This window comes from Nocardia sp. NPDC050406 (genome assembly GCF_044459025.1).
Taxonomy (GTDB): domain Bacteria; phylum Actinomycetota; class Actinomycetes; order Mycobacteriales; family Mycobacteriaceae; genus Nocardia.
Window position 1 is genome coordinate 2,189,734 of record NZ_JBITIM010000002.1, and the last position, 21,613, is coordinate 2,211,346.

The 21,613-nt window shown below is 68.6% G+C and carries 20 protein-coding genes, 1 rRNA gene and 1 pseudogene; 15 read left to right on the forward strand and 7 right to left on the reverse strand.

Features of this window, described 5'->3' with window-relative positions; all coding sequences use genetic code 11:
- Window positions 1-148: 148 nt before the first annotated feature.
- Complete coding sequence (locus ACIBH2_RS23440; protein WP_397120685.1) at window positions 149-1,207, forward strand: NAD-dependent epimerase/dehydratase family protein; 1,059 nt, start codon at window positions 149-151, stop codon at window positions 1,205-1,207.
- A 16-nt stretch (window positions 1,208-1,223) separates the two neighbouring features.
- Here the strand turns inward: ACIBH2_RS23440 and ACIBH2_RS23445 are convergent, their stop codons facing one another.
- Genes ACIBH2_RS23445 through ACIBH2_RS23455 form a run of 3 tightly spaced genes read right to left on the reverse strand, consistent with a single transcriptional unit; the run spans window position 1,224 to window position 4,421 of the window.
- Window positions 1,224-2,258: a sensor histidine kinase gene (locus ACIBH2_RS23445; protein ID WP_397120687.1), complete on the reverse strand. Its 1,035-nt coding sequence runs from the start codon at window positions 2,256-2,258 to the stop codon at window positions 1,224-1,226.
- Window positions 2,248-2,952 carry a response regulator transcription factor gene (locus ACIBH2_RS23450; protein WP_397120689.1) on the reverse strand — a complete coding sequence of 235 codons (705 nt, stop codon included), beginning with the start codon at window positions 2,950-2,952 and terminating at the stop codon, window positions 2,248-2,250. The genes ACIBH2_RS23445 and ACIBH2_RS23450 overlap by 11 nt, the downstream gene beginning before the upstream one ends.
- 5 nt (window positions 2,953-2,957) lie before the next feature.
- Entirely contained in the window at window positions 2,958-4,421 is a 1,464-nt protein-coding gene (locus ACIBH2_RS23455; protein WP_397120691.1) for a hypothetical protein, read from the reverse strand.
- 125 nt (window positions 4,422-4,546) lie between these two features.
- On the opposite strand from ACIBH2_RS23455, the gene ACIBH2_RS23460 reads away from it, so the two are divergent.
- From ACIBH2_RS23460 to ACIBH2_RS23480, 5 genes are all read left to right on the forward strand, one after another.
- Window positions 4,547-5,212 (forward strand): glycosyltransferase family 2 protein, encoded by a 666-nt coding sequence (locus tag ACIBH2_RS23460; protein ID WP_397120693.1) that lies wholly within the window; start codon window positions 4,547-4,549, stop codon window positions 5,210-5,212.
- Window positions 5,209-6,042 (forward strand): DUF2064 domain-containing protein, encoded by an 834-nt coding sequence (locus ACIBH2_RS23465; RefSeq protein WP_397120695.1) that lies wholly within the window; start codon window positions 5,209-5,211, stop codon window positions 6,040-6,042. The genes ACIBH2_RS23460 and ACIBH2_RS23465 overlap by 4 nt, the downstream gene beginning before the upstream one ends.
- A gap of 200 nt (window positions 6,043-6,242) precedes the next feature.
- On the forward strand, window positions 6,243-7,331 hold the full coding sequence (locus ACIBH2_RS23470; RefSeq protein WP_397121011.1) for a molybdopterin-dependent oxidoreductase: 1,089 nt from the start codon (window positions 6,243-6,245) through the stop codon (window positions 7,329-7,331).
- Window positions 7,328-7,744, forward strand: coding sequence for a hypothetical protein (locus ACIBH2_RS23475; RefSeq protein ID WP_397120697.1), 417 nt, complete (start codon window positions 7,328-7,330; stop codon window positions 7,742-7,744). Before ACIBH2_RS23470 ends, ACIBH2_RS23475 begins: the two co-directional genes overlap by 4 nt.
- 13 nt (window positions 7,745-7,757) lie before the next feature.
- Window positions 7,758-8,462, forward strand: a complete 705-nt coding sequence (locus tag ACIBH2_RS23480) for a flavodoxin family protein (protein ID WP_397120699.1) — start codon at window positions 7,758-7,760, stop codon at window positions 8,460-8,462.
- Window positions 8,463-8,473: 11 nt separating this feature from the next.
- Here ACIBH2_RS23480 and ACIBH2_RS23485 read toward each other — a convergent pair whose 3' ends face one another.
- Window positions 8,474-9,994 carry a multicopper oxidase family protein gene (locus tag ACIBH2_RS23485; RefSeq protein ID WP_397120701.1) on the reverse strand — a complete coding sequence of 507 codons (1,521 nt, stop codon included), beginning with the start codon at window positions 9,992-9,994 and terminating at the stop codon, window positions 8,474-8,476.
- Window positions 9,995-10,146: 152 nt separating this feature from the next.
- Here ACIBH2_RS23485 and ACIBH2_RS23490 point away from each other — a divergent pair, with 152 nt between their 5' ends.
- Complete coding sequence (locus tag ACIBH2_RS23490) at window positions 10,147-11,319, forward strand: low temperature requirement protein A (protein ID WP_397120703.1); 1,173 nt, start codon at window positions 10,147-10,149, stop codon at window positions 11,317-11,319.
- Here the strand turns inward: ACIBH2_RS23490 and ACIBH2_RS23495 are convergent.
- Window positions 11,316-12,035, reverse strand: coding sequence for a DsbA family oxidoreductase (locus ACIBH2_RS23495; RefSeq protein WP_397120705.1), 720 nt, complete (start codon window positions 12,033-12,035; stop codon window positions 11,316-11,318). The two genes, ACIBH2_RS23490 and ACIBH2_RS23495, sit on opposite strands and share 4 nt — an antisense overlap.
- Before the next feature lie 118 nt (window positions 12,036-12,153).
- Window positions 12,154-12,642, reverse strand: coding sequence for a MarR family winged helix-turn-helix transcriptional regulator (locus tag ACIBH2_RS23500; RefSeq protein ID WP_397120707.1), 489 nt, complete (start codon window positions 12,640-12,642; stop codon window positions 12,154-12,156).
- Window positions 12,643-12,730: 88 nt separating this feature from the next.
- On the opposite strand from ACIBH2_RS23500, the gene ACIBH2_RS23505 reads away from it, so the two are divergent.
- The 5 genes and pseudogenes from ACIBH2_RS23505 to ACIBH2_RS23525 form a co-directional block, all read left to right on the forward strand.
- Window positions 12,731-13,426 (forward strand): NAD(P)-dependent oxidoreductase, encoded by a 696-nt coding sequence (locus ACIBH2_RS23505; protein WP_397120709.1) that lies wholly within the window; start codon window positions 12,731-12,733, stop codon window positions 13,424-13,426.
- 103 nt (window positions 13,427-13,529) lie between these two features.
- Complete coding sequence (locus tag ACIBH2_RS23510) at window positions 13,530-14,711, forward strand: NAD(P)/FAD-dependent oxidoreductase (protein ID WP_397120711.1); 1,182 nt, start codon at window positions 13,530-13,532, stop codon at window positions 14,709-14,711.
- A 76-nt stretch (window positions 14,712-14,787) separates the two neighbouring features.
- On the forward strand, window positions 14,788-15,696 hold the full coding sequence (locus ACIBH2_RS23515) for an RNA polymerase sigma-70 factor (RefSeq protein ID WP_397120713.1): 909 nt from the start codon (window positions 14,788-14,790) through the stop codon (window positions 15,694-15,696).
- A gap of 209 nt (window positions 15,697-15,905) precedes the next feature.
- Window positions 15,906-16,529: a DNA-3-methyladenine glycosylase gene (locus ACIBH2_RS23520; protein ID WP_397120715.1), complete on the forward strand. Its 624-nt coding sequence runs from the start codon at window positions 15,906-15,908 to the stop codon at window positions 16,527-16,529.
- Between the two features lie 71 nt (window positions 16,530-16,600).
- Window positions 16,601-17,026 (forward strand): annotated as a pseudogene (locus tag ACIBH2_RS23525) (Clp protease N-terminal domain-containing protein); the annotation flags it as partial.
- Between the two features lie 166 nt (window positions 17,027-17,192).
- Here ACIBH2_RS23525 and ACIBH2_RS23530 read toward each other — a convergent pair.
- Window positions 17,193-18,755 carry a 2-isopropylmalate synthase gene (locus tag ACIBH2_RS23530; RefSeq protein WP_397121013.1) on the reverse strand — a complete coding sequence of 521 codons (1,563 nt, stop codon included), beginning with the start codon at window positions 18,753-18,755 and terminating at the stop codon, window positions 17,193-17,195.
- Window positions 18,756-18,969: 214 nt separating this feature from the next.
- Between ACIBH2_RS23530 and ACIBH2_RS23535 the strand changes: the two genes are divergently transcribed.
- The 3 genes from ACIBH2_RS23535 to ACIBH2_RS23545 all read left to right on the forward strand — a co-directional run.
- A complete protein-coding gene (locus tag ACIBH2_RS23535) occupies window positions 18,970-19,641 on the forward strand; it encodes a FadR/GntR family transcriptional regulator (protein WP_397120717.1) in 672 nt (223 codons plus the stop codon).
- Between the two features lie 29 nt (window positions 19,642-19,670).
- Window positions 19,671-20,951: a tyrosine--tRNA ligase gene (gene tyrS / locus ACIBH2_RS23540; RefSeq protein WP_397120719.1), complete on the forward strand. Its 1,281-nt coding sequence runs from the start codon at window positions 19,671-19,673 to the stop codon at window positions 20,949-20,951.
- Between the two features lie 575 nt (window positions 20,952-21,526).
- A 16S ribosomal RNA gene (locus ACIBH2_RS23545) occupies window positions 21,527-21,613 on the forward strand; the annotation flags it as partial.

Consider the following 21,613-nt stretch of genomic DNA (forward strand, 5'->3'; position numbering starts at 1 on the left):
GCCCCTGCGTGTGTCGGCGCGCGACGCGCGGTGTGGTGTGACCAATCGCTGACGTATTCGCCGTAGTGGGCCTGTCGTGTGGCCCAGGCGGCGAAGCGGCGACGACAATCGCGGGCGACATCGCTGCCGCACCTCATGGAGGACGTTCGTGCGCGTATTACTGACCGGCGCCGCCGGATTCATCGGATCGCATATTCGGCATGCCCTGGCGGCGGCCGGGCACGAGGTGATCGCCGTCGACCTCATGCTGGCCGCCGCCCACGGTCCGGCGGCGCTGCCGCCCGACGGGGTGGAGCTGGTGGATGTGCGTGATCCCGACGCGCTCGACCCTCGGCTGCGCGGTGTCGACGCGGTGTGTCATCAGGCCGCCGTGGTGGGCGCTGGGGTCAGTGCCCAGGACGCGCCCGCGTACGCCAGTCACAACGACTTCGGGACTGCCGTGCTGTTGGCGGCCATGGAGCGGGCGCGCTGTCGTCACCTGGTGCTGGCCTCGTCCATGGTGGTCTACGGCGAAGGGGCCTATCTCGACGCGGACGGTGCGCCGGTGACGCCGCATCCGCGCCGCCGCGAGGACCTCGATCGCGGTCGCTTCGATCACCTCGACGCGGACGGGCGGCCATTGACCTGGACGACAGTCGGCGAGGACGCGCCGCTGCGCCCGCGCAGTCTGTACGCCGCCAGCAAGGTCGCGCAGGAGCACTACGCGCTCGCGTGGGCCACGGCGACCGGGTCGACGGTGACGGCGCTGCGCTATCACAATGTGTACGGGCCCGAGATGCCCAGGGACACACCGTATTCCGGAGTGGCCGCCATCTTCCGGTCCACGTTGGAAGCGGGGGAAGCGCCGCGCGTGTTCGAAGACGGATGCCAGGCCCGGGATTTCGTTCATGTGCGCGATATCGCGGCGGCCAATCTCGCGGCCCTCGAGCGACCCCTGGGCGGTTTCGTTCCGCTCAATATCGCCTCGGGGCATCCGATCACGATCGGCGAGGTGGCGTCGGTGCTGGCCTTGGCGCACGGCGGCGAGGAACCCGTGATCACCGGGCAGTACCGCGCGGGCGACGTCCGCCATATCGTCGCGAGCCCCGAACGCGCGCGCCGCGCACTGGATTTCATCGCCGCGGTGACGCCGACGGCGGGACTGGCGGAATTCGCGTCCGCGCCCTTGCGTACGGCCGCCGCGACGGGTGCGCCGAGCTGGCGCTGACGTCCGTGGCCGCCGCTCAGGGCGTGCCGTGCTCGCGCAACAGCGGTAGCCGCACCTCGAATCGTGCGCCGTGCGCGCGGTTCTCGGCCTTGATATCGCCGTGGTGGGCGGCGACGAGCCCGGCGGCGATGGCCAAACCCATACCGCTGCTGCTGCCCAGTTCGGCCGCTCCCGGAGAGCGGGCGGCGCTGCCCCGGTAGGCGACCTCGAAGATGCGCGGCAGATCCGTGTCGGCGATACCGGGGCCGGTGTCGTCGACACGCGCCCACGCGTAGTCGTCGGTTCGGCCCGCCGATATCTCGATGCGCCCGCCCGGCGGGGTGTGGGCGATGGCATTGGCCACCAGGTTGGTGAGCACGCGGGTCAGGGCACGGTCGTTCCCGGCCACCACGAGCTTGCCTTCGGGTTGTGTTGTGCCGAGGGCGATTCCGGCGCGCTCGGCGGTGGGCCGGTTGGCCGCCGACACCTCGTCGACGAGTTCGCGCAGATCCAGCGGCTCCAGGGAGAGCCGCAGCGCCCCCGAGTTGATCTTCGACATCTCGAACAGGTCGTCCACCATGGCGGAGAGCCGATTGGTCTCTCGCACAATGCGATCCGCGTACTGCTGCACCTCGTCGGGGCGCGCCACCACACCGTCGGACAGCGCTTCGCCCATGGCGCGGATACCGGCGAGCGGGGTGCGCAGGTCGTGGCTGACCCAGGCCACGAGTTCCCGCCGCGAGCGTTCGGCGGCCCGCTCCTGCTCCCGCATCTGCTTCTCCCACACCATGGTTCGCGCCTGCGCGCGACCCAGCACGATGGCGGCGGGCAGCGTCACGGCGGCGACCACCCCGAGCACCGTGGCGGTGCGGGCGAGCGCGTCGTCGAACATGAGCCCGCTCACCGCCACCACGCCGCTGAGCGTGGCCAGGGTCGGAATCAGTACGAGCAGGGCCGTACTCGTGGCCATGGCGCGATTGCGGGTGTAGCGCAACAACACCGCGCCCACCGCCACCACCGGCAGCGATCCGGCGAGGGCGTAGAGGATCATCCCGGTGGTGTCAGTCGGCACCGTGCGAACCCTCGCTCGTACCGGAATCCGCCCGGCCCCAAGCGTATCCGCGCCCCCACACGGTGTCGATCCGGTGTGCGGCGCCGAGCTTGGCCCGCAGCCGCTTGATGTGCACGGTGACGGTGGACAGATCGCCGAAGGTCCACCCCCACACCTCGGCGAGCAGTTCGTCGCGGCTGAACACCCGATTCGGATGGGCCAGCAGGAAGGCGAGCAGATCGAACTCGCGCGCCGTCAAATCCACCGGCGCACCGGCGATCCGCACGGTGCGGGCGGCCTTCGCCAATTCGATCGGCCCGCTGCGCAGCACTTCCTCGCCCGTGGTGGCGGGTTTGGCGCGGCGCAGCACCGAGGCCACCCGCAGCGCCAGCTCGCGCGGGCTGAACGGCTTGGTGACGTAATCGTCGGCCCCCGACTGCAATCCGAGCACCCGGTCGTCCTCCTCGCCGAGCGCGGTGAGCAGGATGATCGGCAGTTCCGGATGCGGTCCGGACCGCACCATGCGCACCAGGTCGATGCCGTCCGGCGGCGGCATCATCACATCCAGGACGGCGAGGTCGATGTCGTCGCGCCGCAACACCTGCGCGGTGCCGGGCCCGTCGGCGGTCTCGATCACGGTCATGCCGTCCCGCTCCAGATACCGCCGCACCACCTCCCGCACCACGGGGTCGTCGTCGGCCACCAGAATGCGCATGCGAATCACCAGTTCGTCAGGATGAGATGAGCGATGACCAGTGTGCCGAGCGCTTGCGCACCCAACCAGACCCGGGTGTCGCGCCGCGGCAGCAGCGCCGTCCCCGCGAGCACCCACACCGAGAACGGCAGCCAAATCCGTTCCGTCTCGGCCTTGCTCAACCCACTGAGGTCGGCGAGCAGCAGTGCCGCCAACCCGGCCGCGGCCAGGAGCGCGGCCGGGTCGACGGCGGCACGCCAGCGCCGCACCGACTCGACCAGCGTTGCCGTCGAGACACCGCGTGCGTCGGCGAGCGGGGGCGCGGCGGGATCGGTCGCGGTCGCATGTGACGGACTGTTCCGGAGGAAGGGGCGCGGGTCGAGTCCCCGGATAACGCGGTGCAGCGCGGCGGCCGAGGCGAGACCGATCGCGCAGACGGTCGCGGCGAGGTTTCCCCACACCCAGTACGAGAACGGCCGCTCACTGGCGATGCCCTGATAATACCGTTGCACCACAAGGTGATAACCGTCGAACCACCAGAATCCGGCGGCGGTGAACAGTCCGACCACGACCAGCATGCCCACCGCGACCGGCACGACCGGGCGGAAGCCGCGCGCCGCGAGGACCGCCAGGGCGGGGACGGCCATCAGGACCAGACCGTAGCTGAGGTAGAGGCCGAAGCCGAAGAGCAGCCCGGAGCCGAGTGCCGCGGCCAGCCACCCCTCGCGCTGACGGGTGGCCACCGCCAGCAGGGCCACCGCCCAGGCCGTCACCCCCGCGAAGAACGCGTCCGCGGAGACCGCGATCCAGAGCGCGGCCGGGGCGAGGACGAGGAAAGGCGCTGCGGCGCGGGCGCGTTCCTCCGCGCCCAGTGCGCGCAGCGTCACCAGGATCGCGACGGCCGCCGCGCATCCGGTCACGGTGCACAGGGCCGCCGCCCAGGCTCCGCCGCCGAGTCCGATGCGGTTCATCAGCACGAAGACCAGCAGCGCGCCCGGCGGGTGACCGGAGACGTGTGTGGTCCACGAATCGGGTTGGAAATCGAGTATGCGGCCGGAGAATCCGCGCAGCATGGACCCGATATCGGTGACGCCGGGAACCTCGTGCAGGTATTCGTCGCGGGTGGTGAGCCGCCCGGCGAAACCGCGCTGCCAGCCGTCCACCATGGCCAGCGCGACGGCCCACGCCACCGCCGCCACCCACGTGGTGGCGAGGAGTTGTCGCCAGGAGAGCCGCCGTGCCGCGCTCGGGCCGTAGACGACGACCACGGCGGCGAGGGCGATCGCGGGGCCGGTGCCCCACCCGATATGCGGCAGCCATTCCCCGAACAGGGGCGCGGCACCGGCGTAGAGCCGATCCCGCCACTGTTTGCCCATGATTCGCGGCACCAGGATGGCCGCGCCGACGAGTACGGCCGCGACCGCCGCGCACCAGAGGTCGGCGCGGCGCGAGACACGAGAGGGGAGCCGGGTGGGGGCAGTCGTCCGCACGGAGACCACCCTAGGCCGCCTCACCCCGGAATCCGATGCGTACAAGGCATCACCACAGCTCTCGTCATACTTTCGTCACCGGTTTCCTACGGTCTTTTCGGCCGTCGCGGCTCTACGGTCTAGGCGTGACCGAATCGAACGAGGCATCCCGCGTCACGGTGGTGATCCCGTGTCGCGATGAAGAGGGCGCACTGCCCGGCGTACTTTCGGCAATCCCCACCGGCTATCGGGTGATCGTGGTGGACAACGGTTCCACCGACGCCACCGCTCAGGTCGCCCGCGCCGCCGGTGCGACCGTGGTACCCGAGCCGGTACCCGGCTACGGCAGCGCCGTGCACGCGGGGGTGTTGGCCGCCCGCACCGATATCGTCGCCGTCCTGGACGGCGACGGCTCCATGGATCCCCGCGAAATCCCGTCCCTGGTAGCCGAATTGACCCCCGACGTCGATATGGTCGTGGGCCGCCGCCGAGCGGCGCACCCGCGCGCCTGGCCCTGGCACGCTCGTCTGGGGAATCTCCTGGTCGCCGCGCGCCTGCGCCACCGCTACGGCCTGCCCGTGCACGATATCGCCGCCATGCGTGTCGCCCACCGCGCCCGACTGCTCACCCTCGGCCCGCTGCACCCGCGCTCCGGTTATCCCCTCGCACTCCTGGTCGCGGCGGCCGCCGCCAACTGGTCGCTCATCGAACGCGACATCACCTACCGGCCGAGAACCCATGGCGCATCGAAGGTCTCGGGCTCGGTGCGTGGCACGGTCCACGCCATACGCGACTTCTGGAGTGTGCGATGACCACCCACCGCCCGCCCGCCCCGCCCGAGACCGAGCGATGGGGAAAGATCGATCATGCGAGCGAACAACCGCCGTCACCGCACCGGGCTGAAGGCACGTGGCCGCCCGAATCGGCCGTCGCGCCGGTTGTTCCGGCGGCCGCTGGCGAGCGGGCATTGCCGGTCACCGTGCTGGTCGTCGCCAAAGCGCCGATCGCGGGATTCGCCAAAACCCGCCTGACACCGCCCATGTCGCCCCGGGAAGGTGCGCGGTTGGCGGCGGCCGCACTGCTCGACACGCTCGACGCGATGCGCGCCGCGAATGTCCGCGAGCGGGTGGTGGCCTGGACCGGCGAACTGTCCGACGCCGAGGAGTCCGACGACATCGCCACGGCCCTGGCGGATTTCACCGTCGTACCGCAGCGCGGTGCGGGCTTCGGTCAGCGCCTGGCCGCCGCACACGCCGACGCCGCCCGCTTCGGGTTGCCGATCGTGCAGATCGGAATGGACACCCCGCAGGTCGGAGCCGACCGGCTGACCGCCGCGGCGGCACTGCTGACCGGCCCCGCCGACGCCGTCCTCGGCCCCGCGGCCGACGGCGGCTGGTGGGCGCTGGGCTGGGTGAATCCCTGGGCGGCCGCACAACTCGCGCAGGTGCCGATGTCGACACCCCGCACCGGTGAACTGACACGGGATGTATTGCGCCGCAACGGCTATCGAGTCCACGGCCTGCCCATGCTGACCGATGTCGACACCTACGACGACGCCGTCACGGTCGCCGGGCAATCCACCGGCCGCTTCGCCAGCACCTTCCACCGCCTCGCTGCCCTGCACGCGACGGCCGCGCCATGACTGGCAAAGACAGCCCCGGACCGGCGGAGGAAGTGCCGGAACCGCGGCAGGCGGAGCCGAGGGCTGTGGCCGAGAGTTCGGCGGAAGGCGGCACCGCTGCACCCCTGGAGGTTTCCGAGGCGGGTGCCGCTGTGTCCGCGGCGGACGGGCCTGGCGTGACTAAGTCGAAACTGCTGCTGCCCAGTGCATTTGCCGAACGCATGTCGCCCGCGCGCGGCCCCGCTGTCGCGGCGCGAGTAGGAATAGCCCTGGGCCTCGCCATCACCACCTGCTTCCTCACCGGTCTGCTGAGCCACTGGATCCAGCACCCGCCCACCTGGTTCGTCTGGCCCGCGCACCCGGTGTGGCTCTACCGCGTCACCCAGGGCACACATGTCATCTCCGGGGTGATCGCCGTTCCGCTGCTGCTGGTGAAGCTCTGGTCGGTCTATCCGCGCCTCTTCGCGCGGCCGCTGTTCGGCAATCCGCTGCGCGCCCTGGAGCGGGGATCCATTGCGGTGCTGGTGGGTTCGGTCACCTTTCAGTTGGTCACCGGGCTGTTCAACACCGCGCAGAACTATCCCTGGAAGTTCTTCTTCACCACCACCCATTACGCCATGGCCTATATCGCGGTCGGAGCGCTCGCCGTCCATCTCGCGGTCAAACTTCCGGTCGTGCGCGAGGCGCTCACGCGGCCGACACCCGCACCCGCCGGGGGAGTGTCGCGTCGCGCGATACTCGGCGGCGCGGCCTTCGCCGCCGTCGCGGCGGGCATGGCGGTGGCCGGGCAGACCGTTCCCTTCCTGCGCTGGGTCTCGGTGCTCGCCCCGCGCAGTGGTGAAGGGCCGCAAGGCGTTCCGATCAACCGCACCGCCGCCGAAGCCGGGGTCGGCGAGCGCGCTACCGCCGCCGACTACGCCTTGACCGTCATCCTCGGCGACCGCCGCCGCACCTTCACCCGCGCGGAACTGGCCGCCCTGCCCCAGCACGACGCCACCCTCCCCATCGCCTGTGTCGAAGGCTGGAGCGCCTCCGCGCACTGGTCGGGTGTGCGCCTGCGCGACCTCCTCGCCGCCACCGGCGAATACCGCGGCGGCACCGTGCGATTCACCTCCTTGGAGGGCGGCGGCCTCTACCGCACCTCGAATCTCCCGCGCCCGCACGTCCTCGCCGCCGACACCCTGATCGCCTTGCGCCTCAACGGTTCCGAGCTGAATCTCGACCACGGCTACCCTTGCCGCCTCATCGCCCCGAACCGCCCCGGCGTCCTGCAAACCAAATGGCTCTCGACCATCGAGGAGCTCCCATGACCGCCGTCCGCGTGCTGCTCGCCACCTTCGGTCTCTGGCTCGCCAGCCTCGGCATCGCCGATCTACTGCACATGAACCGCGCCGACCTGCTCTCCGTCGGATTCTGGTTCGCGGGCGGCATTCTCGTCCACGACGCGATCTTCGCCCCACTGTGCGCCGCCCTCGGCGTCACCGCCCGCCGCCTGCTCCCACCGCGCGCCTGGGCGCCCCTGCTGTGCGGCGCGGTCGCCACCGTCACCCTCGTCGCCCTGGCCATCCCCGTCCTGGCCCCGGGCGGCGCGAATGCCGACAATCCCACGATCCGCGACCGCCCGTACCTCCTCGGCCTGACAATCGCCGTGGCCACGGTATGGGCGCTGGTCGCCCTCGCCGCCCTCGCGCCGCGCCGCCGCACCGACCGCACCCTCGACTGAAAGGACCACCGCCATGGCGGACTTCACCGACCTGCGCGCCCTGTTCCTCAACTGCACGCTGAAGCGCTCCCCGGAACGCAGCAACACCCAGGGCCTCATCGACCTGTCCGCCCGCATCATGGCGAAGAACGGCGTCACCGTCTCCCAGATCCGTCCGGTGGACCACGACATCGCCACCGGCGTCTACCCCGATATGACCGAGCACGGCTGGGCGACCGACGCATGGCCCGCCCTGCAACGCCAGGTCATGGACGCGCACATTCTGGTGCTCGCGGGTCCGATCTGGTTGGGCGACAACAGCTCCGTCATGAAACAGGTCATCGAGCGGCTCTACGCCAACTCCAGCGTCCTCAACGACGCCGGACAGTACGCCTACTACGGCCGCGTCGGCGGCTGCCTCATCACCGGCAACGAGGACGGCATCAAACACTGCGCCATGAATATCCTCTACAGCCTCCAACACATCGGTTACACCATTCCGCCGCAGGCGGATGCGGGCTGGATCGGCGAGGCCGGACCGGGACCCTCCTATCTCGATCCCGGCTCCGGCGGGCCGGAGAACGAATTCACCAACCGCAACACCACCTTCATGACCTGGAACCTCATGCATCTGGCGCGAATGCTGGTGGACGCGGGCGGATTTCCCGCGCACGGCAACCAGCGCAGCGAATGGGACGCGGGCTGCCGATTCGACTTCGAGAACCCGGAATACCACTGAACCGCGAGCGGTCAGTGTCCACCGTGATGGGACGGCGCGGCCGCCGCACCACCCGGCTCGACCACCACGAACTGCCCCATCATCCCTTGATCCTCGTGCCAGATCAGATGGCAGTGGAACATGTACGGCGTCCCCGGATCGGCCGGACCGTCGAACCGCAGCGCGAGCCGCACGGTGCTGCCGGGTGCGATGTACACGGTGTCCTTCGGCCCGCGCAGCACGGCGGGCGGCGGCGACCCGTCCACCGACAGCACCCGGAACTGCACATCGTGCACATGGAAGTTGTGCGGCATCCCGTCGATATTGCGCACCACCCAGGTCTCGGTGGTGCCGCGCGTGACGGTGGCGTCGACGCGGCCCATATCCATCTGCTGCCCATTGATCCGCGCGAACTGAATATCGAAGCCGCGCTCGCGCACCGAATCGGATCCGTCAGGAGTCTGTGCCCGCACCTGCTCGGACGGCAATTCCGTTGCGGGACGCAATGTTTCGGCCGCCCGCAACTGGAGGATGTCGAACGAGTCGTCCCCGCCGGAGAACCGCTGATCGAACGATGCCAGTCCGGCCTCGAGCGGATACCCCCGCAGCGTCACCCGTTCTCCGGGGCTCATGCGCACCACGACCTCCGCCCGCTCACCCGGTGACAACTGCACCCGATCCACCGGCACCGGCCGCTCCAGCAGCCCGCCGTCGGTGCCCACCACCGCGAACCGGCGGTCATCGGCGAAGCCGAAGTTGTACATGCGCGCGGTGGAGGCATTGAGCAGCCGCAGCCGAATCAGCTCGTCGCCGACCTCGCGATACGGCGAGAGCGTCCCGTTGACCAGGATCCGATCGCCGAGAAATCCCACATCCCGGAAGATCGCATGCGCACCGTAGAGCTGCCCGTTCCGAAACCGCGCGTCCTGCACGATGATCGGCAGATCGTCCACGCCGTAGGTGCGCGGCAACCCCACCGTCGCCGAGTCGGCGTCATCGAGGATGAACATCCCCGCCAACCCGCGCCGCACATGAGATTCGGTCTCCCCGTGCGGATGTGGGTGGTACCAGAGCGTCGCCGCGGGCTGGTCGACGACCCACTGCGGCGTCCACGTGGCCCCCGCTTCGACGGGCTGATGCGGCCCGCCGTCCATGGCGGCGGGCAGATGCATGCCATGCCAATGCACCGACGAGGTCTCCGGTAAACCGTTGCGCACCACGACCCGCACCCGCTCGCCACGCCCCGCCCGCAACGTCGGCCCGAGATAGTCCCCGTTGAACCCCCACGTCGGCGTCACCGTGCCCGGCTCGAATTCCCGCTGTCCCGAACGCATATCGAGCTCGAACACCCGCGTCCCATCCGCCTCCACCCGCGACTGCGCCAGCGGCGGCACCGCCAACTCCCGATCGAAATCGACTGTGCCGACCGTGGATACATCCGCCGACGAGTAGACCCACACGAACCCGCCACCTATGGCGAGCGCACCGACGAGCAGACAGGCCGCGAGGCCGAGGAATATGCGTCGCACTCGCGACCCAAGCACCGATGACATGCGTAAACGCTAGGAAAATCCAGCTCGCTCCCACATCGGGTGCCGCCCGGATTTTCACCCCCTCCCGACCCCGAGAATTCCCCGATACGGGCCTTCCGACGCACCGGCCCCGCCGCATCGCATTCACGCCAGCGCACCTCTACTCTCGGCACGTGACCAGCGACAACCACGCCACCGAGGACGAGGCCGAAGGCGGGCAGCTCCGCGCCTCCACCCTCGAACTGTTCTTCGACCTAGTCTTCGTCTTCACGATCACCCAGCTCACCCACGCCTATACCCATCACCCCGGTTGGGCGGCGTTCGGTCAGGTCGTGCTCATGTTCGGTGTCATCTGGTGGATGTACGACGGCTACATCTGGCTCACCAACGAAGTCGCCCCGAACAGTTCGGTGCGCCGCACCTGGCTGCTGGTGGGCATGTTCGGGTTCTTCGTTCTGGCGCTCGCGGTTCCGGGCGCGTTCAGCGGCTCCGGCATCACCTTCGGCCTGGCATACGTGCTGATCAATCTGGTGCACACGGGCTTGTTCTATTCGAACGGGGGCTCCACCGTGACGGCGACGGTCGTGCGGCTGGGCATCTGCAACGGCGTTTCCGCCGGACTGGTCCTGGCGGGCGGCTTCGTTCACGGCTGGCCGCGCTACCTGCTGTGGGCGCTCGCGCTGGCCGTGCAGATCCTCACCCCGTACCTGATCAACCCCAGCGGCTTCGTCATTCGCGCCACCCACTTCTGTGAGCGGCACGGCCTGGTGGTGATCGTGGCCATCGGCGAATCCATCATCGCCGTCGGTGCGGGTCTGGCCGGGCGGGACATCACCCCCGGACTGATCGCCATGGTCGCGCTCGCCCTCACTCTCGCCTATGTGCTGTGGTGGGCGTTCTTCGGCTTCGACGACGAACGCGGCGAACAGGCCCTCGACGCGCTCCCCGGCGTCCAGCGCGGTCGCCCCGCCGTATTGGCCTACGGCTACGCGATTTTCGCGCTCATGATCGGAATCATCCTGACCGCGGCCGGAATTCAGATGAGTATCGCGCACGGCAACGAATCCGTGCCCGCCGGTGCCGCGCTGGCGCTGTCCGGGGGAGTGGCGTTGTATTTCGTGGGGCAGTGGGCATTTCGGCTCGTGCTCGGCCTACCCCGACCGTGGTGGCGGCTCGTCGCGGCCGTCGCGACGGTGGCCACCGCACCCATCGGCGTGGCCTGGGTGGCCTGGGGTCAGCTGGCCGTATTGGTCGTGGTCGCCTATGGATTCGTCATCGCCGACGATGTGGTCGGTGTGCGCCACGGCGACCACAGCCGATACCTGCCCGCCCGTCGAAAGAACTAGCGCGGCTCCGGCAGCGCGCAGCCGTCGGGGCCGCACACCTCGCCGTCGCCGAGCGACTCGAGCACGGGCGCGTGGTCGCGCCACGCCCGTTCGAGGGCCTGAGCGAAGACCTCCGGCGGCTGCGCGCCGGACACCCCGTAGGTGCGATCGAAGACGAAGAACGGCACCCCGCGCGCACCCAACCGGGCCGCCTCGGCCTCATCGGCGCGCACCGCGTCGGCATAGGCGTCGGGGTCCGCGAGTACCGCGCGTACGTCGCTCTCCTCGAAACCAGCCGACACCGCCACCTCGACGAGCCGTTCGCTGTCGCCGAACAGCGGCCGCGCATCCGCGAAATTGGCCTCGTACAACGCGTCCAGCAGCGCTTCCTGCCGCCCCTGCGCCAGGGCGAAGTGCAGCAGCCGATGCATGTCGAAACTGTTGCCGAAGTCGCGCCCCTCGGTCCGGTAGGTCAACCCCACCGCCTCGGCCTGCGCGCCGATTCCGCGTTCGTTCGCCGCCGCCTGCGCCTCACTGATCCCGTATTTGGCGGCGATATGCGGTACCACCGCATCGCTGTGGCCGCGGTCCAGGGTCGGATCCAACTCGAACGACCGATGCACCACCTCGACAGCGTCGCGATGCGCGAACCCCGCGAGCGCCTCCTCGAAGCGCCGCTTGCCCAGATAGCAGAACGGGCAGTTGATATCGGTCCAGATTTCGACCTGTACGGCCATCACACCTCATTCGACGGTTTCGGCGCGGACGGAAATCCTCCGGCCACGGGTGCGCGGCACCACCCAGGCCAACCGCGTGACCTGGCCGAATGTTCCCGCGGTGACCCGGAACACGGAGTCAGCGCGCCAACTCCTCGGCTGACGCCTGCCCGGCGGCGCAGGTCTTGCGCAGGAAGTCCGCGATGACCTCGAGTTCGGTCGCGGAGTACCCCGCGCAGATCTCGTCCATCCGGTTGTTCATCCCGGCGAACGTCCGATACAGCTCCGCATTGCGTTCCCGCACCGTTCGCAAGGTGACCGCGCGGCGGTCGGTCGAGTCCGGATCACGTTCTCGCACAATCCATCCGCCGCGCTGCAGCCGGTCCAGAATCCCGGTCAACGTCGCCGGGTGCAGCCCGGCCCGCCGCGCCAGCGCGCTCGGGGTGAGCGGGCCGTATCGAGCGATGAGATCCAGGCAGGTCCAATCCACCTCTTTGAGTTCGATCCGCCCGCCGAAACGCCGGTTGAGCAGCGCGAGCTGAATGTTCAAGTCGCGCAACCCCTCCTTCACGGCCACCGTGAGCTGACGGCGCGGCCGCACCGTATCTCCATCTCGTATGGAACTCATACTTTACGGCTCCCGAAATTGATTGTATGGTTTCCATATCATACGACTCGCGGTACGAAGCGAGGTCGTGTCTCGGAAGGAACTCGTCATGCGAATCTGTGTCTTCGGCGCGAACGGACCCACCGGCCGCCTGCTCACCGAACAAGCCTTGGCGGCGGGTCATCGGGTCGCCGCCGTCACGCGGCGGCCGGAATCCTTTCCGCTGCACCATGATCGACTCGACGTGATCGGCGCCGACGTCTTCGATCCGGCGGCCGTCGCGGCGGCCGTGGCGGGCAGCGACGCCGTGGCCTCGACGCTCGGGGTGCCGTTCGGCAAGGAACCGATCACCACCTATTCGCGCGGTGTCGGGAATATCGCGGCCGCCATGAGCGCGCACGGCGTGCGGCGACTCGCGGTGGTCACGTCGAGCGCCGTGGACCCGCATCACTATCCGGATGCTGGATTCCTGTTCAACCGCGTCATGCAGCCCTATGTCACGCGCGTGCTCGGCAAGACCCTCTACGACGATATGCGGCGGATGGAAAACCTCGTTCGCGCAACCGATCTCGACTGGACCATCGTGCGGCCCAGCGGCCTCTACGACCTGCCGGAGGTCACCGATTACGCCATGGTCGAGGGCCGTGCCGACGGACGATTCACCGCCCGCGTCGACCTGGCCGCGGTACTGCTGCGCGTTCTCGAGGAGGCGGCGTTCATCGGCAAGACGCTCGGCGTGGTCACCACCGTCGACAACCCCACCATGCTCCAGGTGATCCGCCAGGAAGCCTTCGCCAAGCACTGACCGCACAGCAGTGACGCAGGTCACACTCGATGGTTGTCACGTTCCGCCGGGCTGTTCTGTCCCATAGCCGACCACGACGAACGAGCCCCTTGGAGCAGACGCCATGAGCACCAACAAGACCCACGAGATCGTCATCCTTGGCGCGGGGTACACGGGCATGCTGACCGCGGCCCGACTGGCGCGGCGCACCCGGCGGCAGCCGGTGCGGATCACGCTGGTGAACCCCTCGGCGCGCTTCACCGAGCGGCTGCGGCTGCATCAGGTCGCGGCCGGACAGCAGCTGAAGAACTTCCACATTCCGGATCTGTTCGCCGGATCCGGTGTGGAGTTCCATCAGGCGGCGGCGACCGCGATCGACACGGCGGCACGCGCCGTCACCCTCGACGACGGCGCGACGATGACCTACGACACCCTGGTCTACGCGCTGGGCAGCCGCACCGATACCAGCCTCGTGCCCGGCGCCGCCGACCACGCCTGGACCCTCGACGATCCCCGTCTGGCACACCGCTTCTCGGTGCGCCTCGACGAAATCGCCAGCGCCGGAGGCGCTGTCACCGTCTGCGGCGGCGGGCTGACCGGCATCGAGGCGGCCACCGAAATCGCCGAGAGTCACCCGAATCTCACCGTCACATTGATCAGCGCGGGCGAACCCGGCGCGATGATGGGGGAGAAGGCGCGCGCCTACCTGAACCGCGCACTGGATCGCCTGGGAATCATCCGGAAGGTCGGCGTGCGGGTGACCAAGGTCCTGCCCGACGCGGTGCGGCTGGACACCGGCGAGACCGTCGATTCGGATCTGACCCTGTGGACCACCGGCGTCAAGGTCTCCGCACTGGCCGCCCAGGCCGGAATCGCGACCGACGCGAAGGGCCTGATCATCACCGATCCGACCCTGCGCTCGGTCTCGCACTCGGAGATCCACGCCCTCGGCGACGCCGCCGCCGTGCGCATGGCCTGGGGCCAGGTCCACGGCACCTGCCAGACCGGTGTTCCGCAGGCCGCCTACACCGCCGCCGCCATCGCCCGCATCCTGAAGGGCAAGCAGCCCAAGCCTTTCCGCATCGGCTACTTCCACCAGCCGGTCAGCTTGGGCCGCAAGGATGCCGTCATCCAGTTCACCAAGGCCGACGACACCCCCAATCGCTGGTACCTGAAGGGCCGGGCCGCGGTCATCTACAAGGAGCAGGTGAGCAGCACCCCGCCGATCGCCTTCAAGGTCGGCCAGCACATGCCCGTGCCCGTCAAGCTGTCCACCGGTGGACGCGCGACCCGGCGGCCCGCCTGAACCGCCCCGACCGGTGCGGCCCACATCCGGCCGCACCGGTATCGGTCTCGGTTCCCGACCGGTAATCATGATTGCCATGCAGGACGACACCCGCTCCGCCGACCTCGCGCCGATCGACCCCTTCGTCGAACACCGACGGCTGCTGTTCGGCACCGCCTACCAGATGCTCGGCAGCGTCGCCGACGCCGAGGACATCCTGCAGGACGCCTGGCTGAAATGGCATGCGGTGGACCAGGATTCGGTCGAGCACCCGAAGGCCTACCTGGTGCGCACCGTTACGAACCTGGCGCTGAGCCGCCTCACCTCCGCCCGCGCCACCCGCGAGACCTACGTCGGTCCGTGGCTGCCCGAACCGCTGATCGCCGCCCCCAATGCCGCTGAAGAGGAGACCGAGATGGCCGACAGCGTATCGACCGCCATGCTGGTGGTCCTCGAGACGCTCGGCCCGGTCGAACGCGCCGTCTTCGTGCTGCGCGAGGTCTTCGGCTACTCCCATGCCGAAATCGGCGGCTTCCTCGACCGCCCCGAAACGACCATCCGGCAGATCGCGCATCGGGCCCGCAACCATGTGCACGCGCGCCGCCCCCGCTTCGACACCGACACCACGGTGCGTTCGGAGATCACCGACAAATTCCTGGCCGCCTGTCGAGGCGGAGATGTCAACGCGCTCATGGAGGTTCTCGCACCCGAGGTGACCATGTGGAACGACGGCGGCGGCAAGGTCACCGCCGCGCGCCGTCCGGTGCACGGCCCCGACCATGTCGCGCGCTGGATGATCGGCGTGCTGGACAAGCCCATTGTCGCCGGTATCGAACTGCGGCCCGCCCTCATCAATGGCGAGCTCGGCATTCTCGGCGAGATCGGCGGATACCCGGTCGGCGCGATCACTTTCGACGTGCTCGACGGGCGCATCCAGAACCTGCGATTCCAGGTCAATCCCGACAAGATGGCGCATCTGCGGCCGGTGGCCGACAACGAGCGGTAGACGATGGGCCCGGTTCCCGACGCCGTTGTCGAGAACCGGGCCCGAATCCCCATGCGCTGTGCGGGTGCGCGATCGCGCACCCGCGGCCCTGCCGGTCAGCGCACTCCCTCGATGACGGGTTCCAACTGACGGCACCCGCCCTCATCGGGGGACCTTAGCGGATGGTTAGCCGAAAGCAACAGACGGCGTATCGGGAACAATGGATTCTCGTGAATGCCGAACACCTCGCCGTCGAACCCCTGCTCGCCGCCCGCCGACTGCTCGGCGCGACCCTGTGGTCGGGTGAGGTGGCGATTCGCCTGGTGGAGGTCGAGGCGTACGGCAGCGATCCCGCCGGACCGTGGCCCGACCCGGCGGCGCATTCGTATCCCGGCCCGACCGCGCGGAACAAGGTCATGTTCGGTCCGGCAGGAATGCTGTACGTCTACCTCAGCTACGGCATGCACACCTGCGTGAACGTCACCGCCGGACCGGACGGCACGGCCTGCGCGGTGCTGGTGCGCGCGGGCGAGGTGATCGCGGGGCACGATATCGTGCGCGGCCGCCGCCCGGCCGCCCGCAAGGACGCCGATCTGGCGCGCGGCCCCGGCAATGTGGGCAGCGCGCTCGCGATCACCTTGGCCGACTACGGAACCGCGCTGTTCGACACCGCCTCGCCCATCCGGCTCGAACTCGCGCCCGAACTCACCGACCCCTCCGCCATCGCCGTCGGACCGCGCGTCGGCGTCAGCCTGGCCGCCGATATCCCTTGGCGGCTGTGGATTCCGGACTCACCGGCCGTCTCCGCCTACCGTCGCAGCCCCCGCGCGCCGCGCCTGGAACGCCCGGCCTGACGAGAAGCCCCCACACCACCGCGCACAGGGCTACCGTGGATAGCACACCGTGCTCCCTATCAGGTGGTGCCATGTTCGAACGCTTCAGCGATACCGCCCGCCGTGCCATCGTGCTCTCCCAGGAGGAGGCCCGGCTGCTCGGACACGACTACATCGGCACCGAACACCTATTGCTCGGGCTGATGGCGCAGGACGGCGCGGCCGCGGCGGTGCTGCGGGCCATGGATATCGACCTGGCCAGCATGCGCCGCCGCGTGGACGCCATCATCGGCAAGGGCGACCGGGAGCCCAGCGGCCACATCCCGTTCACCCCGCGCGCCAAGAAGGTGCTCGAGCAGTCGCTGCGCGAGTCACTACAGTTGCGCCACAACTACATCGGGCCCGAACACCTCCTGCTGGCCCTGGTCCACGAGAGCGACGGCGTCGCCGCGCAGGTCCTGACCGCCGCCGGTGCCGACGCCGCCCGCGTGCGCAAGGCGACCCTGGAGACCCTCGCGACCGCCCCGCCCCGCCAAGACGTCGCACCCAGCGTCGAAGACCAACTGCGCGCCCAGATCGCCGTGCTGGAAAGCCGAGTCGCCGAACTGGAACGACGACTCGGCGAATCCGATTCCGGCACAGGTGATGTCGGCACTTGAGGGGTGACTCGCCAGGCGGGTCCGCTCACGCCGATACGGCTCGAGCCGCGGTGTCCGTTTGGGCGGACGCCGCATGCATGGCCGCTGTCGTTGCGGCCGTGGGGGACTCGTCGATTCCCACCGCCCACCCCGCGCCGTCGTCGGTTCGATATTCCAGATAGGCGACCGTGGACCGCGCACCGTCGCGCTCGAGTGTTTGGTGTGTCACCGCCAGCACCTCCACCTCGGCGGTGGGGTCCTCGGGCCCGTGCTCGGGCATGTAAGCGCTGGTGAACAGCTCCCACAGCCGTGCCGCCGTCACCTCCACGCCACTGTCGTCGGTGTGGCGCTGCACCTGCCGCGCGAAGTCGATCTGCAAACGCCGCGGCAGATCCAGGCCGAACTCGGTCTGCAACAGATACGCGATTCCGCCCTTGCCGGACTGCGAGTTCACCCGCACGACCGCATCGTAGGATCGGCCGACATCGGCCGGGTCGATGGGCAGATACGGTACCTCCCAAGCGATTTCACGCTCCGAAACGCCCAGCCGCCGCGCCCGCTCCCGATGTTCGGCGAACCCCTTCTTGATCGCGTCCTGATGCGTCCCGGAAAACGCCGTGTACACCAGATCGCCCACATACGGATGCCGCTCCGGAATCGGCATGCGCGTGCAGTACTCCACCGTGCGCCGAATCCCGTCGATATCGGAGAAATCGATCATCGGATCCACGCCCTGCGCATGCAGATTCAGCGCCAGCGTCGCGATATCCACATTGCCGGTGCGCTCCCCATTGCCGAAGACGCAGCCCTCCACCCGCTGCGCACCCGCCAAGACCGCCAACTCCGCGCACGCGACGCCGGTGCCGCGGTCATTGTGCGGATGCACCGACAGGATCACGCTCTCGCGCCGCGCCAGATTGCGGTGCATGTACTCGATCTGGTCCGCGTACACATTGGGCGTCGCCACCTCCACGGTCGCGGGCAGATTCAAGGTCACCGGCCGCTGCGGCGTGGCGTCCCACAGCGTGGTCATGCGGTCGCAGATGTCCAGGACGAAATCCGGTTCGGTCAGCATGAACACCTCGGGGGAGTACTGGAACCGCACATTCGGCATATTCCCGGCCAGCTCCAGAATGTCGCGGCCACCGGCAACGATCATGTCCGTCAACGCTTCTCGCGAGGTGCCGAGCACCACCTCGCGCCAGGTAGGCGCGGTCGCCGTGTACATATGGATGACAACCTGATTAGGGATCCCGCGAATCGACTCCACCGTGCGTTCGATGAGATCGCGTCGCGCCGGGGTGAACACCACGATCGTGACGTCCTCCGGTGCCAAGCGCTCCTCGCCGATCAACCGCACGAAATCGAAGTCCGTCCGCGAGGCACTCGGATAGCCGACCTCGATCTCCTTGTAGCCCATGGCCACCAGCAGTTCGAAGAAGCGCCGCTTGCGCGCCGGATCCATCGGCTCGGCCAGCGCCTGATTGCCGTCGCGCAAATCCACCGGCACCCACAGCGGGGCGTCGGTGAGGCGGTTCGACGGCCAGCGCCGATCGGTCAGCGGTACCGAAACCCGTTGGAACACATCGCGATAGCGGTGCGACGGCATGACGGAGGGCTGTTGACGATTCCAGATCAGGGGAGTGGACACTGCGATTCCTTCGCGTCGGTGAGAGATGACCGGCGCAGCACGACGACCCGCGGACGGGGTGCCGGTCGATCAGACCCCGTCGCGGCGACGAAGGAGAAGCAGTGCGCTGAAGGGCATGTGGCCTAGAATAGAGAGAAAGAACTCCTCAGACAAGTAGAGAGGTAGAAGAGCTGTGTCGCAGGTACAGAGGCATCCGCTCGCAGCTCAGACCGCCGAGGTGCTGCTGCGTCGGATACGCGCGGGTGAGTGGGCGCTCGGCCACAAGCTGCCCGGCGAAACCACCCTCGCCGCCCAACTCGGCGTCGGCCGCTCCACCCTGCGCGAGGCGATTCGCGAACTCGCGGGCAAGGGCGTGCTCGAAAGCCGCCAGGGCGCAGGCGTTTTCGTCACCGCCCTCGATGTAGTCGAGGACTGGGACACGGTGCTGCGCCGCGCCGACATCATCACCGTCATCGAGGCGCGCATCGCCATCGAGGCCGAGGCCGCCGCCCTGGCCGCCCGCCGCCGCACCCCCGCCGACCTGCGCGCGCTCTGGCGCGCCCTCACCGCCCGCGCCGAAGCCGGAACCTCGATCGAGGCTCTCGTCGACGCCGACACGGCCTTCCATCGCACGGTCATCGCCGCCGCACACAACGACATCCTCACCCAGATGTTCGACGCCTTCGTCCCGCGCATCCGCCACGCCATGGTCGACATGCTGCGCATCCGGCCCATGGCCGATGAGCGGGCCGACCACCACGCCCACGAAGTACTGGTCGACGCCATCCGCTCCCGCGACCCCGAAGCCGCCGCCACCGCCAGCCGCGTCCACCTCAACGCCCTGAGGTCCGCCTTCGAAAATTGATTTCACCGGGGATGGCAGGATGGGGATTCGTGAGCGGCGACATCATCGATGAATTGACCTGGCGCGGACTGATCGCACAGTCCACCGATCTGGACGCCCTGCGCGGCGACCTGGCCAAAGGTCCGCTGACCCTCTATGCCGGATTCGATCCCACCGCGGCCTCCCTGCATGCCGGACACCTCGTCCCCCTGCTGACGCTCAAGCGTTTCCAGGCCGCGGGCCACCGCCCGGTCGTGTTGGCGGGCGGCGCGACCGGCCTCATCGGCGACCCCCGCGACGTCGGCGAACGCACCATGAACTCCACCGACACCGTGGCCGAATGGGCCGGACGCATTCGCTCCCAGCTGGAGCGCTTCGTCGACCTCGACGACTCCCCGACCGGCGCGGTCATCGCCAACAATATGGATTGGACCGGCCCGCTGAGCACGGTCGAATTCCTGCGCGACGTCGGCAAGCACTTCTCCGTCAACGTCATGCTGGCGCGCGACACCGTCAAGCGCCGCCTGGAATCCGACGGCATGTCCTACACCGAGTTCAGCTACATGCTGTTGCAGGCCAACGACTACCTCCAGTTGCGCCGCAACTACGGCTGCCGTCTCCAGGTCGGCGGCTCCGATCAGTGGGGCAACATCATCGCGGGCGTGGAGCTCAACCGCCGCGTCGACGGCGAACACGTGCACGCGCTGACCACTCCCTTGGTGACCTCGGCCGACGGCAAGAAGTTCGGCAAGTCCACCGGCGGCGGCAGCCTCTGGCTCGACCCGGAGATGACCAGCCCCTACGCCTGGTACCAGTACTTCGTGAATACGGCCGACGCCGACGTCGTCCGCTACCTGCGCTGGTTCACCTTCCTCTCCCGCGAGGAACTGGACGAGTTGGAGCAGGCCACCGTCGAACGCCCGCACGCCCGCGAGGCCCAGCGCCGACTGGCCGCCGAGATGACCACCCTCGTCCACGGCGAGGACAACACCCGCGCGGTCCAGCTCGCCAGCCAAGCCCTCTTCGGTCGCGGCGAACTGCGCGAACTCGACGAGTCCACCCTCGCCGCCGCGCTCACCGAGGCCGCGGTCGACGGCAAGGTCGCCGAGGCCGCACCCACCTCGACCATCGTCGACCTGCTGGTCTCCTCCGGACTGTGCGAGAGCCGCGGCGCGGCCCGCCGCGCCGTCAACGAGGGTGGCGCATCGGTGAACAACGAGAAGATCGCCGACCTGGAGTGGACGCCTGCCGAGGCCGACTACCTGCACGGTCGCTGGCTGGTGCTGCGGCGCGGCAAGAAGCACTTCGCTGGCGCGCGCCGGGTGGATTAGCCGCCACCAGGCATTTCGCCGATACGGAAACAAGATCGCCGAGAGCTGAGTCACAAACCAGTGATTCCGCCCGGCGATCTTGTCGTTTCCGGCTCTGGTGACCTGCGAAAACACCTCCGCGACCAGGCGATTTGACGTTCCGTTTCCCGGCACGTAACTTATTCCAGGTCAGAGCGACACGGACACCGACCAGGGGCCGAGACGCCGAGCCACTGAGACTTCTCAGTAGGTTCTGCGAAGCCCCTTGGAACACGAGGTAGTACGAGGAGCGCCTGGCGTGAACACCAGGCCGAAACACGGGCTTGACTCTGCGGAGCAGCGCGGTTAGGCTGGAAAAGTTGCCTCACTGGACATCCGATCAACTCGGAGCGATGGTGTGTGCGTGTGTTCTTTGAGAACTCAATAGTGTGTCGATGAATGTCAGTGCCAATTATTTATTGGTTCCGGCGCTTACACCCCCGTGTGGGTGTCGGACATTTAGTCAGCAAATACTTTTGCTGGCGTTTGATTTTGCCAAGGTTTTCGGACTCTGGTTAATTCTTCCGATTAGCTCTTCGGAGCAAAGTCGAGAGTCTTCAACGGAGAGTTTGATCCTGGCTCAGGACGAACGCTGGCGGCGTGCTTAACACATGCAAGTCGAGCGGTAAGGCCCTTCGGGGTAC

What these genes read in the sequence shown, in the direction of transcription:
- ACIBH2_RS23485 (WP_397120701.1), bottom strand. Translation starts at nt 9,994, where the DNA reads ATGTCATCGGTGCTTGGGTCGCGAGTGCGACGCATATTCCTCGGCCTC.
- ACIBH2_RS23450 (WP_397120689.1), bottom strand. Translation starts at nt 2,952, where the DNA reads ATGCGCATTCTGGTGGCCGACGACGACCCCGTGGTGCGGGAGGTGGTG.
- ACIBH2_RS23465 (WP_397120695.1), top strand. Translation starts at nt 5,209, where the DNA reads ATGACCACCCACCGCCCGCCCGCCCCGCCCGAGACCGAGCGATGGGGA.
- ACIBH2_RS23530 (WP_397121013.1), bottom strand. Translation starts at nt 18,755, where the DNA reads ATGCCGTCGCACCGCTATCGCGATGTGTTCCAACGGGTTTCGGTACCG.
- ACIBH2_RS23480 (WP_397120699.1), top strand. Translation starts at nt 7,758, where the DNA reads ATGGCGGACTTCACCGACCTGCGCGCCCTGTTCCTCAACTGCACGCTG.
- ACIBH2_RS23475 (WP_397120697.1), top strand. Translation starts at nt 7,328, where the DNA reads ATGACCGCCGTCCGCGTGCTGCTCGCCACCTTCGGTCTCTGGCTCGCC.
- ACIBH2_RS23495 (WP_397120705.1), bottom strand. Translation starts at nt 12,035, where the DNA reads ATGGCCGTACAGGTCGAAATCTGGACCGATATCAACTGCCCGTTCTGC.
- ACIBH2_RS23470 (WP_397121011.1), top strand. Translation starts at nt 6,243, where the DNA reads ATGTCGCCCGCGCGCGGCCCCGCTGTCGCGGCGCGAGTAGGAATAGCC.
- ACIBH2_RS23505 (WP_397120709.1), top strand. Translation starts at nt 12,731, where the DNA reads ATGCGAATCTGTGTCTTCGGCGCGAACGGACCCACCGGCCGCCTGCTC.
- ACIBH2_RS23515 (WP_397120713.1), top strand. Translation starts at nt 14,788, where the DNA reads ATGCAGGACGACACCCGCTCCGCCGACCTCGCGCCGATCGACCCCTTC.
- ACIBH2_RS23510 (WP_397120711.1), top strand. Translation starts at nt 13,530, where the DNA reads ATGAGCACCAACAAGACCCACGAGATCGTCATCCTTGGCGCGGGGTAC.
- ACIBH2_RS23500 (WP_397120707.1), bottom strand. Translation starts at nt 12,642, where the DNA reads ATGAGTTCCATACGAGATGGAGATACGGTGCGGCCGCGCCGTCAGCTC.